At 66.5% G+C, this 14,185-nt stretch carries 8 protein-coding genes and 2 tRNA genes; 5 read left to right on the top strand and 5 right to left on the bottom strand.

All coding sequences use genetic code 11. The annotated features are described in order from the left end of the window. The first annotated feature begins 36 nt into the window (after positions 1–36). A complete protein-coding gene (locus MLE43_RS10405) occupies positions 37–1,170 on the top strand; it encodes a hypothetical protein (RefSeq protein ID WP_243303704.1) in 1,134 nt (377 codons plus the stop codon). Between the two features lie 138 nt (positions 1,171–1,308). Continuing rightward, positions 1,309–3,717 carry an Ig-like domain-containing protein gene (locus MLE43_RS10400; protein WP_243303702.1) on the top strand — a complete coding sequence of 803 codons (2,409 nt, stop codon included), beginning with the start codon at positions 1,309–1,311 and terminating at the stop codon, positions 3,715–3,717. Positions 3,718–3,772: 55 nt separating this feature from the next. Here the strand turns inward: MLE43_RS10400 and MLE43_RS10395 are convergent, their stop codons facing one another. From MLE43_RS10395 to MLE43_RS10375, 5 genes are read right to left on the bottom strand one after another with little or no spacing between them, the layout of a single operon-like run. Beyond that, a complete protein-coding gene (locus MLE43_RS10395) occupies positions 3,773–5,026 on the bottom strand; it encodes a 1-acyl-sn-glycerol-3-phosphate acyltransferase (protein WP_243303700.1) in 1,254 nt (417 codons plus the stop codon). A gap of 1 nt (position 5,027) precedes the next feature. After that, positions 5,028–6,260, bottom strand: a complete 1,233-nt coding sequence (locus MLE43_RS10390; protein WP_243303698.1) for a spinster family MFS transporter — start codon at positions 6,258–6,260, stop codon at positions 5,028–5,030. Positions 6,261–6,286: 26 nt separating this feature from the next. Further along, positions 6,287–6,868: an OmpH/Skp family outer membrane protein gene (locus tag MLE43_RS10385; protein WP_243303696.1), complete on the bottom strand. Its 582-nt coding sequence runs from the start codon at positions 6,866–6,868 to the stop codon at positions 6,287–6,289. Between the two features lie 56 nt (positions 6,869–6,924). Further along, a complete protein-coding gene (gene bamA, locus MLE43_RS10380; protein WP_243303693.1) occupies positions 6,925–9,504 on the bottom strand; it encodes an outer membrane protein assembly factor BamA in 2,580 nt (859 codons plus the stop codon). Continuing rightward, a complete protein-coding gene (locus MLE43_RS10375; RefSeq protein WP_476729707.1) occupies positions 9,501–11,975 on the bottom strand; it encodes an ATP-dependent Clp protease ATP-binding subunit in 2,475 nt (824 codons plus the stop codon). The genes bamA and MLE43_RS10375 overlap by 4 nt, the downstream gene beginning before the upstream one ends. A 216-nt stretch (positions 11,976–12,191) precedes the next feature. Between MLE43_RS10375 and MLE43_RS10370 the strand changes: the two genes are divergently transcribed. The 3 genes from MLE43_RS10370 to MLE43_RS10360 all read left to right on the top strand — a co-directional run bounded on the left by MLE43_RS10370 (position 12,192) and on the right by MLE43_RS10360 (position 13,764). Further along, positions 12,192–13,496, top strand: a complete 1,305-nt coding sequence (locus tag MLE43_RS10370) for an adenylosuccinate synthase (RefSeq protein WP_243303691.1) — start codon at positions 12,192–12,194, stop codon at positions 13,494–13,496. Between the two features lie 104 nt (positions 13,497–13,600). After that, positions 13,601–13,676 (top strand) — tRNA-Lys (locus MLE43_RS10365). A 13-nt stretch (positions 13,677–13,689) separates the two neighbouring features. Further along, positions 13,690–13,764: transfer RNA gene (locus MLE43_RS10360), tRNA-Glu, on the top strand. The last annotated feature ends 421 nt before the right edge of the window (positions 13,765–14,185 follow it).

Below are 14,185 nucleotides of genomic sequence, written 5' to 3'. Positions count from 1 at the left end.
AAACGTCTATCCGAAGCCCCCTCAGTGGAGGAACTCATGATTTCATTCCGCCGTCCGACACTGGCCCTCGCCCTGATGGCCGCCTCCTTCTTGATGGTATCCACCGCCTGCAAGCGCGAGGATCCGCAGATCCGGGAACTGACCCAGAAGGCCGCCGAAGCCGACAAGGCCAGCCAGCAGCTGAACCAGGCCGGCACCGAGCAGCAGAAGAAGCTGGCCCAGGCCGGCGTGAACGACATCAAGCCCAACGCCGAGACCCTGCAGCTCACCGACGAGCAGAAGAAGGCTCTGGAAGAGCGCATCAAGAACGAGAAGAACAGCTCCTACCAGGCCCTGCTCCAAGAAGTGCTGGACAAGGACAAGGAGATCAAGGACCTCAACTCCAAGCTCGCCAAGCTGAAGGCCGACCTGCCCAAGCCCGATGTGGCCCGGCCCAACGACAGCCACTACGGCATGGCCATGCGCTTCCTCAAGAAGAAGGGTGTGCCTGAGGCCGAAGCCAAGAAGCTGGTGAGCCGTGTGGCCATCATGGAGAAGCTGGCGCCGGGCTTCGAGGTCTACCACTTCTACGCCAACGGCACCTACGGCACCTGGGTGGCCCAGGGCAAGGCCAAGATCACCCCCAACGACCTGATGCGCCAGGAGCGCGAGAAGATCGAAGGCGAGCGTGACGAGGCCGTGGCCCAGAACGACAAGCTGCAGGAAGAGGTCTCCGACCTGGAAAGCCAGAAGCAGAAGATCACCGAGGAGATCGCCGGCCTCCAGACCGAACGCGCGAACCTCATCGAAGAGCGCACCAAGCTCCAGGCCGACAACACGGCGCAGCTGGCCAAGCTCAATTCGCTGCACTACGTGGTCGGCGTCCGCGACACCCTGAAGTCCGAGGGCGTCATCGAGATCCCCGTCTTCGCCAAGGACCGGGCCGGCAAGAACTGGCGCGACGAGGTCTTCACCCAGAGCCTGGATCTCCGCTCCGGCAAGACCATCACCATCAAGGCCGCCGACCTGAACCTGAAGAAGATCGGCAAGGTGAACGTGGTGCCCGGCTCCTATCTGAAGGACGAGCACTACAAGCTCACCATCAGCCCCGACAAGCAGACGGCCACCGTGGAACTCATCACCGTGAGCCGCTTTAAGAACGACAAGGTCGTCTTCGCCGTCACGGATTGATCTACGATTAACCTACCCGAAGTAAGGCTGGGGCCCCTTCCGGGGCCCCGCCTTTTGTGTGGCAATTCCCATTCGGGCCGCCTATCGTCAACAGACCAATCCTCGAAACCTTCCCAACCCCACCCATGAGGTGACGCGATGCATCCACGCTTGAACCAAGCGATCCTCGGCGCTTCCCTGCTGACGATCCTCGCCTGCAGCGGCGGCGGGGACTCCAAGGCCCCCACGATCGTGACCGGCCCGGGCTACATGCCCAGCACCACCACGCCGGTGTTCGACCCGGCCAACGCGAACGTCCCCCTGCCGAACGTCCTGGCCACGGCCACGGCCGCGGACCCCCTGACGGGCCGGGCCGCGAACAAGCCCATGACGCCGCCTGAGGCCCTGGCCTATGTGAACCTCCACGAGATGGGTGGCACCAATGCCGTCTCCGGGCTGAACGCGCCGGTCTACATCCAGTTCAACGCCGCCGTGGACGCCACCACCGTCACCGCGGCCAACATCAAGGTCTTCCAGCTCACACCCGACGCCGCCGGCACCGAGAACGCCGCCCTCGGCTTCACGGATATCAGCGGCATGTTCAGCTACAACTACGCCGCCGGTACCAAGGACCTGTTCCTGTTCCCCAGCTTCCCGCTGCTGCCGGGCACCCGCTACCTCTACGTGGTGACCAACCGCGTGAAGGACACGGCCGGCAAGCCGATCTCCGCATCGCCCTACTTCGAGGCCCTGAAGTCCCTCACGCCGCTCGGCGGTTCCTTCGGAGCCCTGGAGCCCATCCGGGCCAACGTCACCAGCGGCGGCACCATCCTGTTCTCCGGCTACGCCAAGGTGATGAACGACCTCATCACCGCCTCGGCCACCACCACCATCGCCCAGCGCTCGGACATCACCGTCATGGGCCGCTTCATCACCACCGGCGCCGGGGCCATCTCCCTGACCACCACCAGCCCTTCCGCAACGGGTGCCTCGCTCCTGCCCGTCGAATCAGCCCTCAGGTCCTACGCGGCCGGGTCCAACATCCCGGGCAACCTGCCGGCCAAGACCTGGAGCAACACCATCACCGTCACGGCGACCTTCGACCGGGGGGGCACGAACCCCTCACCGGACGTCTACTGGGCCGCGGCCATGACCGCCGCCGGCCTGCCCGTCACCCCTGCGCCCGCCACCGTCGGAACGGTCGTTCTCGGCAAGATCAATAGCGCCGACCTCTCCATGGATCCCGTGGTCGTCGCCGCCCATGCCGCGACCAATGACCTCACGGGCATCACCGGCGCCTACAACCCCGCCGCCGGCGTGACCCAGGCCTTCCGTCCGGACGGGCTCCACCTCGCCGGGTTCTATTCCACGGACCGCCAGGTGCCCTTCGTCTACATCGCCCCGACTGCCGCCGCGCCCAGCGGGGGCTATCCCCTGGTCATCTACGCCCACGGCATCGGCGGCCAGAAGGAGCATGCCCTGGCCGTGGCCCAGAGCCTGACCACCATCGGCCGGGCCGTCATCGCCATCGATGAGCCTCTCCACGGCGAACTGGCCGTCCCCGGCCACACCACCGGCGCGGCCTGGTTCCAGGACTTCGCCGCCTACGGCGCGCCCCTGGCCCTGCGCTCCAACGTCCAGCAGGCCGCCTTCAACCTGAACCGCCTGGAACTGACCGTCCGGACCGGCGGGTTCGCCGGCCTCGGTGCAACCATGCCCTCGATGGCCGATATCAAGTTCGTGGGCCACAGCCTGGGCTCCATCATCGGCACCTACTACCTGGCCGGCAACACGACGCTTTCCACCACGGGCTATCCCTACACCCAGACCTCCCTCAACACCGACATGAAGGGCTACCTCTCCGTGCCGGCAGGCCGCTGGGGCTACATCGGCCTGGACAGCACCTCCACCTTCGAGCCGATCGTCACGGCCGGCCTCGCCGCCGTGGGCATCACCAAGAACACGCCCACCTACTACCAGTTCTTCCTCGTGACCCAGTCCATTCTGGATCCCACCGACCCCGCCTCCATGACCACCCCCCTGGCTTCCGGGCTCCCCAGCCGGCTCTCCGGCCGCGTCGCCATGCAGGAAGCCGTGGGTGAAACCTCCATCCCCAACCCCTACACCCGCTACCTCGGCAACGCCCTGGGCGGCCGTGCCGTGCTCGGCACGTCGGCGGCGGCGGCCATCGCGCCCGGCTTCAAGCAGCTGGCCTACACCGCCGGCGGCACCCCGGCCCACACCGCAGGCGTTCCCGCCCAGTTCATGTTCACCATCACCGGCGGCGCCCTGGCGCCCAAGGTCGCCAATGCCGCGGTGGCCCTCTCGGACACCACGCCCACCGAAGGCTACTTCCAGTTCGATCAGACGGGGATCAACCACAACTCCCTGATCGATCCCACGAACCTGGTCAACCTTGGCCTGATCCAGCGCCAGATGCGCTATTTCATGGGCTTCACGGGCGCTTCCATCGTCGTGGATCCCACACAGGGTACCGCCTTGCCGATCGCACCCGGGCCCTTCGTGGAGATGCAGCTGCCCAACCAGTTCACCATCCTCGGCCACTGATCCAACGGCCGCATCCAGAAGAGGCGGGGCTTCGGCCCCGCCTCTTCTTTTGGGTCTACGGGTCCAGCTCCGGGAACGCTTCGATGAGCTGCCTCCGGGCCTCCAGCAGCTCGGGCACGGCGGGGTCCCGGCGGCGGCGGAAGCCGCGGATGGCCTGGAGGTCCTCCCCGGCGCGCTCGAGGGCGGGGAGGCCCAGGAGGACCAGCAGCAGGGCCACCGGCGGGACCAGGGCGGTGGGCCAGCCCCAGAGCCACCCGGCGAGGGCCGTCAGGAGCGCAGCCCAGAAGGGGTGGATCATGAGGCCGCCGAGCAGCTTCAGGGTGGCCGTCTGGTCGCCTTCGTCCGTGAAGCGCCTCGCCGCCCAGCCCACCAGGCGGTACGAGGGCCAGAAGAGCAGCGCCAGCGGCAGCAGCAGGGCCGCCAACCCCAGGCGCAGGGCCGCGCCCGGCAGCCAGTGGCGGATCTCGGCGCCCGGGTACGGGTGGCCCACCTGGTCGGGGCGGACCCCCTTGGCCCGGAGCCAGGCCTGGGCCTCGTGCACGCGGCTTTCCAGCGCGGCCAAGTCCTCCCCAGGCAGCGCGACAAGGTGCGGCACCAACGCCCTCACCCGGCGGCGCAGGGCCTCCAGATCCACGCGGCTGCCGGGGGCCTCCGCCAGGAGCCAGGCCACCTCCTGGGCCAGGGCCAGCACCCGCACCTCGGGATCATGAAGGGTCAGGGGCTTCAGGGCGGCCCGGATGCGGACGGTCAGCTCAGCCACCGCTTCCGGGTCGTCGCCCCGCGGAGCCAGGTCTTCCCAGGCCACGGGGTCACCCACCCGCAGGAGGACGCTGTGGCGGAAGGTGGCCCGGTCGCCGTAGACCAGGCCGGCCGGCACGAGCGAGACCGGCGTGGGGCTGGTGAGGGCCATGCGGGCGGCCCCGGTCTTGAGCGGAGCCAGGTCCGCCTCCGAGTGGCTGACGCCCTCGGGGAACATGGCCACGGATCCGCCCCCGGCCAGCACCTCGTGGACCTTCCGGAAGCACTGCTGGATGGATTCCGGCGTCGCCCCGCCATCCCTGGGCCGGGTCACGGGGATGGCCCGGAAGGCTCCGAGGAAGGGGCGCAGCGGCGCCACCTTCCAGAGCGTGGCCTTGGCCAGCCACCCCGCCCGGCGGTCCAGGAGCGCGGCTGCGGCCAGCGGATCCAGCAGGCCGTTGGGATGGTTCAGCAGGATGAGGCAGGGACCCGGCGGGAGGGGCGGACCCTCCCGTCGCAAGGCGCGGAACCAGATCCGTCCCAGGTACCCGGCGACCCGACTGGCGGCCATGTCAGGCCGCGGAGGGGTGGTGCCGGGCCCACCAGAGGGCCAGGCCGCTGATCGCGATGGCCGGCAGCACCAGGAACAGGGCCCGGCCCAGCGCATCCCCGCCCGACAGGCCCACTGCATGCAGAGCGTCCGCCCGGCGGCCGACCAGCTCGGGGCTGATGGCGTCTCCCAGCAGGTGGATGAACAGCACATTCACCGCCACCCCCGTGGCGCGGATGCTGGCGGGCAGGCTGCTGACCGTGAGGGCGTTGACGGGACTGGTGTTCACGAAGAGCAGGAACATGCCCACGAAGAACAGGGCATAGGCCACGCCGAGGTTGCCGGTGGCCAGGGCCCAGGCCACCACGGGCGCCGCGGCCACCAGGGTGACGCCGGAAATCCCGGCCCCGGCATCGGGCCAGCGCTTCTGCCAGCGGTCCGTGAGCCACCCGCCCAGGAATGTGCCCAGGATGCCAGTGACCACCGCGAGCGCCCCGAAGACCAGCCCCGCCCGAGCCGTGGACACGCCGAACCGGCGCTGGAGCAGGGTCGGTCCCCAGGTGCTGAGGCCTCCCATGGCGAAGGTGTAGGCCACATAGCTGGCGGTGCAGGCCAGCCAGACCCGGTTCCTGAAGACCTGCTTCAGGCGGTGGAAGTAGGGTTCGCCTGCTCCCAGATCCTTCACCTCATCCATGCCCCCCCGGACGGGATCGACCTGGAAGGCCATCCAGAGGGCCAGGGCCAGGCCGGGCAGGCCCGCCACCAGGAAGGAGGACCGCCAGCCCCAGGCGCCCGCCACCAGGCCGCCCAGTCCGTAGCCGAAGGCGCTGCCCACGGGAATCGCCAGGTAGAACCAGGTGAAGGTCCGGGCCCGATCGGATTCATGGAAGCCGTCCGCCAGCATCGCAGGGCCCAGGCTGGCGTAGGCGGCCTCGCCCACCCCCACCAGGGAGCGCATCACCAGCAGGCCCGGATAGCTGTGGACGAAGGCGGCGCCCAGGGTGGCCAGGCTCCAGAGCGCGACCCCGGCGGCCACAAGCCGCGGGCGGTGGTAGCGGTCGGCCAGATACCCGAACAGGGGTGCGGCGCACATGTACACCGCGATGAAGACGAAGGTCAGGCGCCCCAGCTGGGCGTCGGACAGGTGCAGCTCCCGGCCCAGAGGCTCGAGAACCGCCGCGACGACATACCGATCCAGGTAGTTCACCAGGTTGATCCCGGTGAGCAGCAGTAGCAGCCGTCGCGCGGCGGTCATGCGCGGATCAGGCCCTCAGGCCCGTCCTACTTCTTGGGAGCGGCGGGCTTGGGCGCGGCGGGCTTGGGCGCGGGGGCAGCCACGGCTTCGCTGGCGTCCAGACGCTTCGCCACTTCGGCGGTGAAGCCCTTCATCCATTCCGCGTCGGCCCAGGAGAGGATCTGCACGGACTGGTCGGAGAAGACCATCTGGAGCTTCTGCTCCTTGGCCAGCTGCTCGACGATGGGCCCGGCCAGCTTGGTGATGGCCTCGCCGACCTTCTTCTCCACTCGCTGGTACTCGGCCTGGCTGTCCTCCTGCATCTTCTTGGCCTCGAACTCCAGATCCCGGTACTTCTTGGCCAGGGCCTCCTTCTTGTCGGGGTCGATGCTGGGGGAATTCAGCTGCTGCTGCAGGGTCTGCAGCTCCTGGCCCTTGGCCTGGAGCTTCTCCTGCAGGTTCTTGCCGGTGATCTCGAGCTCGGAGAAGATGGCACCGGCCTTCTTGGAGCTGCGGACCAGCTGGTTGATGCTGAAGAAGGCGAAGCGGGGCGCATCCTGGGCCGCAGCAGGCACGGCGAGGGTCGCGGACAGGCAAAGGGCGGCCAGAGAAGGGGCGAGCAGACGCATGGGGTGACTCCAAGGGGAAAGGACCATTGTAACGCGGAGGGCTCAGGCCCCAGATATCAGAAAGTGGTGCCGATGGAGAACTGGAAGTCGTTCCGTCCATCCGTGTCGAAGGGATAGGGGTTCAGTTTCCGGGACCAGATCAGGCGGAGCGGAGCCGGACTGATGGGCAGGAAGAACCTGAACTCGAGGCCCATCGACCGCACGAGGGAGGGGTTCTTGTAGGAATAATCGTTGTTGCTGAAGTCCTTGTAGGTCACCACATCGCGGCTGAAGATCTTGGTGCCGCTGCCCCAGGCATTGCCCGCATCGTAGAAGGCCACCAGCCGGAACTGGTCCGCGATCTTGAACTGGTACTCCAGATTGGCGATGAACTGCTTGTTGCCGCCCACCACCACCGGATACCCGTTGTTGTCGAGGAGGACACTGCCCACCTGGCCATAACGGTAGCCGCGGATGCTGTTCTCGCCGCCGGGCCGGTAGAGGTCGTAGAGCGGGAGTTCCTCGCGACTCATGTTCTGCAGATAGCCGTAGCTGAGGTTCACGGCGAAGATGTGCCGGTCGGCCACATTGGCGAACTTGGCGAAGTCCCAGGTGGCGCGCAGGAAGGGCTTGTCGCCGCCGAACTGCCAGCCGCCGTACTCCAGTCCGAAGCCGACGCGCGTGCCCTGGGTGGGCTTGAACTGGTGGTTCACCGTGCTGTAGGACAGGCTCTGGCTGAACGTGGAGGTGAGCTGGTTGCTCAGGTCGCGGAAGTAGTAGTTGCGGCCGCCCTCGATGCGGATGAGGCGGAAACTGTAGCCCGTGGAGTAGGTGGTGAAGAAGGCCCAGGGCTGGTTGGGGAACCAGTTGCTCAGGCGCGCACCCACGGAGAACCCGAGGCTCCGGGTGAACTGCTTGTAGGCGTTCGCGATGCCCACGCGGGAAGCATCGTAGTCCGCGGATCCATTCGACACCGAAGTGGAGAAGGAATACGGCAGGTCGAACACGAAGGGTTCCGTGAACCCGACGGAGACGTTCTTGGAGAACTTGCCGCCGTTGTAGCTCAGGGACAGGGTCTCGCCGCCGCCCCCCAGGTTGCGGGTGGAGAAGCTCACGCCCAGCGAGAAGCCGAACAGCGAGCCGTAGCCGCCCTGGAAGAGGAGCTCGTTGACGCCGGCCTCCTCACCGCGAACGACCACATCCACCTGGGGCTTGTCCGGCACCAGTTCCACCTTGGGCTCGGAGTTCTTCACATCGAAGAAGCTCAGCTGGCTGATACCCAGCAGTGAATCCTTGAAGAAGTCCGTGCGGAAGAGGTCGCCCTCCTTCAGCATCATGCTGCGGCGCAGCACCTTGTCCTTGGTGGTGAGGTTCCCCTCGAACTCGATGCGACGGACGGTGTACTGCTCGCCTTCATCGAGCTTCAGGGTGGTGTCCACCTTCTTGACGCCATCCTCTTCCCGGATGTCGAACTTCTTCTCCGCCCGGAACATGATGTAGGCCTGATTGCTGTAGGCCTCCTTGATCTTGTCCACGGTCTGGTTCACCGCATCCAGATCGAAGGGCACCGGCTTGGCGCCGGGCTTCGGAGTCTCGACCGAGGGCCGGATGTTGAAGAACTTCTTGAGGAAGGAGTGGTTGTCCCGCTTCACTTCCGCGTACTTCATCGGGTAGTAGGTCTCGCGGAAGAGCTTCCCGCCCTCGGTCTTGAAGGTGCCCTCGAAGAACTGCTGGCCTTCGAGGATGGGAATGCTGAGGGTGGCGCGCAGGTCGTACTTGGGGGACTTCGCCTCCCGGACGCGCTTCTCGTTCTTCTTCTTCTGCTTCGCCGTGGTGCGGTCTTCCACCTCGATGACCGGCTTGCCCACGAAGACATCCTTGTAGCCCAGCTTCCAGTAGGCCTTCTTGAGGTTTTCCAGGTCCTCGTTCAGGTTCTTGTCCACCAGCAGGTCGTGGGTGGTGAGCCAGCTGAACATCCAGTGCTTGCGCGTCTTCTTCATGACGCTCCGCAGCTGGGCGCTGGAGAACACCTTGTTGCCCCGGAATTCGACCCGGTAGATCTTGGCCTTGCCGCCTTCCTTGACGTCGAACACCAGGCGCGCCACGCCGGGCCCCATGGGCTCGAGCGTGATGTCCACCACGGGGTTCCGGAAGCCCTTCTCGCCGGCCTGATCCACGATCAGGTCCTTGATCTTCCGCGCGGCCTCGGGGTCGTAGACCGTATCCGGGTTGATGGCGAGCTTCTTCTCCTTCACCTTGTCCTTGATGTTGGTGATGCCCACCTCGGTGCCGCCGCGGTAGTCGATCTCCTTGATCAGGGGCCGCTCCTTGATGCGGATGACCAGCTTCTTGCCGCCCGGGGCATCCTCGAGTTCCAGCTTGATGTCATCGAAGGAACCACTGGCCCAGAGCTTCCCCATCACGCTGCTGAAGTCGACGTTGCGGAGATCGTCGCCCACCTTCACGCCGGACTTGAAGATCACCGTCTCGGCCGTCTGCTTCTGGGCGCCCACGACCTCGATCTTGACGATGGGCTCGATGTCCTGCGCCGCCAGGGGAAGCGAGAAACCAGCGACCAGGGCTACGAGGGTCAGGGGCAGCACGCCTCTCCACCACCGGGGCTGGACCCGGTTCCATTCCATGTTCCGCTGCGTCATTCAGGCGCTCCGACCAGATGGGTTTCCTGGCCAGCGGCCACGTCTCCGGAATCAGACAGGGTGGGGACGAGCTTCTCGTCCACCAGATCAAACTTCACGAGGCCCGAGGGCACCGTGTCCTGGCCCACCATCAGCTCGGCGAGGGGATCCTCCACCTGCTTCTGGATGGCCCGCCGCAGCGGCCTGGCCCCGTAGGCGCGGTCCCGCAGCGTGGTCTTCACCAGCCAGTCGCAGGCGGCGTCGGTGAGGCTGACGATCAGCTTGTGCTTCTGGAGGGTGACGTTCAGATCCTCCACCAGCAGGCGGACGATCTTGCGCAGCTCGTCGTCGCCCAGGCGGTTGAACACCACGATCTCGTCGATGCGGTTGAGGAATTCGGGCGGGAAGGTCCGCTTGAGGACCTTCATGGCGTCGCTGGATTTCGCGTCGGGACGGGCGTCCTGCTCGACGAAGCCGAGGTTCTTCTCCGCCAGCAGCTCCCGGCTGCCCACATTGGACGTCATGATGATGATGGTGTTCTTGAAGTCCACCAGGTTCCCGAAAGCGTCCGAAGCCTGACCGTCGTCAAAGATCTGCAGCAGGATGTTGATCAGGTCGGGATGGGCCTTCTCGATCTCGTCGAACAGGAGCACGCAGTACGGGTTCCGCCGGATGCGGTCCGTGAGCATGCCGCCCTCCTCGTAGCCCACGTACCCCGGAGGGGCCCCGAGCAGCTTGGAGACCTCGTGCTTCTCCATGTACTCGGACATGTCGAAGCGGATCATCTTCTTGACGTCGCCGAAGAGGAAGGCCGCCAGCGTCTTGGCCAGTTCCGTCTTGCCCACGCCCGTGGGGCCCAGGAAGAGGAACGAGCCCATGGGCCGATTTGGGTTCTTCAGGCCGGTCCGGGCCCGGCGCACGGCGCGCACCACGGCGCTCACCGCCTCGGGCTGGCCGATGACGCGCTCGTTGATCCGGGGCTCCATGTTCACGAGGTTGGCCTTCTCGTCGCCCTTGAGGGCCGTCACGGGAATGCCGGTCCAGCTGGCCACCACGTCCTCGATGTCCCGCTCGGTCACTTCGGGGAACCGGGCGTAGTCCTCGTCCGTCAGCTCGCCCCGGTCCTTCTGGAGTTCCTCGCGCAGCTGCAGCTCCCGCTGCCGGAGCAGGACGGCCTTCTCGAAATCGCGACTCAGGACCGCCTCGTTCATCTCGTTGATGACCCGGTGCAGCTCCTCCTCGTGGGACTGGCCCTCGGTATCCGAGCCGCCGGGCCCCACCCGCAGCTTCACCCGGGCCCCCGCCTCGTCCAGGAGGTCGATGGCCTTGTCGGGCAGGAAGCGGTCCGTGATGTAGCGGTTCGACAGGTAGACCGAGGCCTCCATGGTCTTGGCGGCGTAGCGCACCCGGTGGAACAGTTCGTAGCGGCTGCGGATGCCCTCGATGATGCGCAGGCTCTCCGCCTCGTCCGGGGGATTCACCGTCACGGGCTGGAACCGCCGCACCAGGCTGCGGTCCTTGTCGATGTACTTGGCGTATTCCTTGTGCGTGGTGGCGCCGATGCACTGGATCTCGCCCCGGCTCAGGGCCGGCTTCAGGATGTTGGCCGCGTCCAGGCTGCCCTCCGCGGCGCCCGTGCCGATGAGGCTGTGGATCTCGTCGATGAAGAGCACCACGCTGGGATCCTTGCTGGCCTCGGCGATGATGGACTTCAGCCGCTCCTCGAACTGCCCGCGGTACTTGGTGCCGGCCACCACGAGGCTGAGATCCAGCGCGTAGATGCGCTTGTCCACCAGGCTGGGCGGCACCACGCCCTCATAGATCTTCTGGGCCAGGCCTTCCACGATGGCCGTCTTGCCCACGCCCGCCTCGCCCAGCAGGATCGGATTGTTCTTCCGGCGCCGGCTGAGGATCTGGATGATGCGCTCGACCTCCTGCTCACGGCCGATGAGGTTATCGAAGATGCCCCGCTCGGCCATCTCCGACAGGTTGCGGGCGAACTCGGAGAGAAGCGGGTGCTCCTTCTTCTTCTTCGCAATCTTCTCTTCCTTGCTGCTCTCCAGCAGGATCTCCTTGGCGGCGATCAGGTCCGCCCCGGCCTCCGTCAGGAGGCGCCCGGCCAGGCAGCCCTCCTCCTTCAGCATGCCCAGCAGCAGGTGCTCCGCCCCCACGTGCTTGTGGTTGAGCTTGGCGCTCTCGGCCGTGGCGTGCTGGAGGATGCGCTTGACCTCCTCCTCCATGGGGATGTCGATGCTGGTGCTGCTGGGGGTGATCTTCTTGTCCTTGGGGGTCAGGGCGGCCACCAGGCGCTCCCGCAGGGCGCTCACCTGCACGCCCATGCGCTCGAGCAGCTGGGTGCTGGTCTTTTCCGATTCCCGGAGCAGCCCCAGCAGGAGGTGGCCGCTCTGGATGCTTTCCGCACCGAACTGACTCGCCTCGTAGCGGGCGAAGAACATCACACGTCGCGCTTTTTCGGTGAATTTTTCGAACACGGGACACCCTTTCGGGTTAGCTGCTGATCACCCTTACGGATGATTGGATGACCCCGGGGCCGGGATGGTTCCAGGGAGGCCTATCAGGGTAGCGCCTTCCACCCTGGTTGTCCCGGCCCGGCTGGGACAGAACCGACCCTCCACCCGGGGCGGAACCCGCCTCTCCCCGGGACAGAACCCTCTTGCAACGGTAGACTGGAGGGCTGGGAGGGCGACATGAGCCTGGTTAGGACCAATCTGGCGATCCTGGGGCTCCAGTGGGGGGACGAGGGCAAGGGCAAGGTCGTGGACCTCCTCAGCCCGCATTTCCATCAGGTGGTGCGTTTCCAGGGCGGCAACAATGCCGGCCACACGGTCGTGGTCGACGGCCAGAGCATCGCACTGCATCAGGTGCCCAGTGGCGCCCTCCACCCCGGCTGCTTCCTGGTGGTCGGCAACGGCGTCGTCCTCAACCTCGAGGTCTTCCAGCAGGAGCTGGATCGTCTCCGGACCCGGGGCTTCGACCTGGCCGGCCGGCTGATGCTATCCGACCGGGCCCACCTCATCCTTCCCCACCACATCGCCCTGGACCTCTGGCGCGAGGGCGGCGCCAACAAGATCGGCACCACGGGCCGCGGCATCGGCCCCGCCTACGAGATGAAGGCCGGCCGCATGGGCGTGCGCCTGGGCGACCTGCTGCACCCCGAGACCCTGGCCGACCGCATCCGCCCCGGCTACGAGGAAGTCCGCCTGCGCCTGGGCGCGGGCGCCGAGCTGCCCTCCCTGGAGACCGTCGTCGAGGACCTGCTTCGCATCGCCGACCCCCTCCTGCCCTTCATCGGCGACAGCCAGAGCCACCTCGTGGCCGCCTGGGAGCGCGGAGACCGCATCCTCTTCGAGGGTGCCCAGGCCACCCTGCTCGACATCGACCACGGCACCTACCCCTTCGTCACCTCCAGCAACTGCAGCCTCGGCGGCCTCTTCACCGGCACCGGCCTGCCCCCCAAGGCCCTCGACAAGATCCTCGGCATCGCCAAGGCCTACACCACCCGCGTCGGCTCCGGCCCCTTCCCCGCCGAGATGCACGACGCCACCGGTGAGCGCCTGCGCCAAGTGGGCAGGGAATTCGGCACCACCACCGGCCGCCCCCGCCGCTGCGGCTGGTTCGACGCCCCCATCACCGCCCATGCCTGCCGCACCAACGGCGTGGATGGCCTGGCCATCATGAAGCTCGATGTGCTGGACGGACTGGACGAGGTGGGGCTGATCGTCGGCTACCGCACCGGCGAAGGCACCATCACCACCGAGCTCCCCAGCTGCGCCGCCGACTGGAAGGGCCTGCAGCCCGAGGTGAAGTACTTCAAGGGCTGGGCCAGCACCCGGGGCATCACCAAGCACGGCGAGCTCCCCGCCGAAGCCCACGCCTACCTCGAAGCCCTCGTCGAGAGCGTCGAAGTGCCCATCGCCTACCTCAGCACCGGCCCCGATCGCCAGGAGGGTTGCGTCTACCCCGGCACCTTCCTCGAGCCGCTGCTGGGTTGACCCAAACGCCCTTCACGGGCACACTGGTCGTCCTGCCCATTCAGGCACCGCACGCTCGCGTGCACCGCGCGCTCGAGGGCACGCGGGCCTGGAACCACCGGCAAGGGCCCATAGCTCAGTCGGTAGAGCAGCGGCCTTTTAAGCCGTTGGTCGCGCGTTCGAGTCGCGCTGGGCCCACCAAGTTCCACCCCACGGGGCTATCGTCTAGGGGTCAGGACACCGCCCTTTCACGGCGGTAACACGGGTTCAAATCCCGTTAGCCCTACCAAAAGCAACGGCCGACTGCAGTCGGCCGTTTGTGTTATTGAATCGAGAAACGCAGAAGGCCCGCTGGCCCCTAAGCTGAGAGCGGAATGGCTGGGCGCCGGCGGGGAGTTCGCTTGGCTGGCCTTGCTACGCTTTCCCCCTCCTTCAGGGCCTGGATTGCCTCGTTCTGAGAGGAATTTGGGCGAGATTCGGTCGGGAATTCGGGGGCTGCATTAACCATCTGAGGGGTTCTGCCCCAAACACTCTCTAGAATTGTGAGAGTTCCCCCTCAACCTCTAAGGCTTCAAGATGAGCGCCCTCGATTCGTTTCAGATCCGCCCACTTGCCGAGGCCGATCTCGACTTCGTCCTTGAAAAGGCAGGCGGGGTTCGAGCGCATCCTCGAGCACGAGCTGATCCACTACAAATTCGACTCGATTTGAA

Origin of the sequence: Geothrix oryzisoli (assembly GCF_022808865.1) — a bacterium.
GTDB lineage: Bacteria > Acidobacteriota > Holophagae > Holophagales > Holophagaceae > Geothrix > Geothrix oryzisoli.
Note: the sequence above shows the minus strand (reverse complement) of the source record. Positions and strands in the feature narration are given on the sequence as shown.

Excerpts from the sequence above, each read along its gene's own strand:
- bamA (WP_243303693.1), bottom strand. The coding sequence starts at position 9,504 with ATGACGCAGCGGAACATGGAATGGAACCGGGTCCAGCCCCGGTGGTGG.
- MLE43_RS10390 (WP_243303698.1), bottom strand. The coding sequence starts at position 6,260 with ATGACCGCCGCGCGACGGCTGCTACTGCTGCTCACCGGGATCAACCTG.
- MLE43_RS10395 (WP_243303700.1), bottom strand. The coding sequence starts at position 5,026 with ATGGCCGCCAGTCGGGTCGCCGGGTACCTGGGACGGATCTGGTTCCGC.
- MLE43_RS10405 (WP_243303704.1), top strand. The coding sequence starts at position 37 with ATGATTTCATTCCGCCGTCCGACACTGGCCCTCGCCCTGATGGCCGCC.
- MLE43_RS10370 (WP_243303691.1), top strand. The coding sequence starts at position 12,192 with ATGAGCCTGGTTAGGACCAATCTGGCGATCCTGGGGCTCCAGTGGGGG.
- MLE43_RS10385 (WP_243303696.1), bottom strand. The coding sequence starts at position 6,868 with ATGCGTCTGCTCGCCCCTTCTCTGGCCGCCCTTTGCCTGTCCGCGACC.
- MLE43_RS10400 (WP_243303702.1), top strand. The coding sequence starts at position 1,309 with ATGCATCCACGCTTGAACCAAGCGATCCTCGGCGCTTCCCTGCTGACG.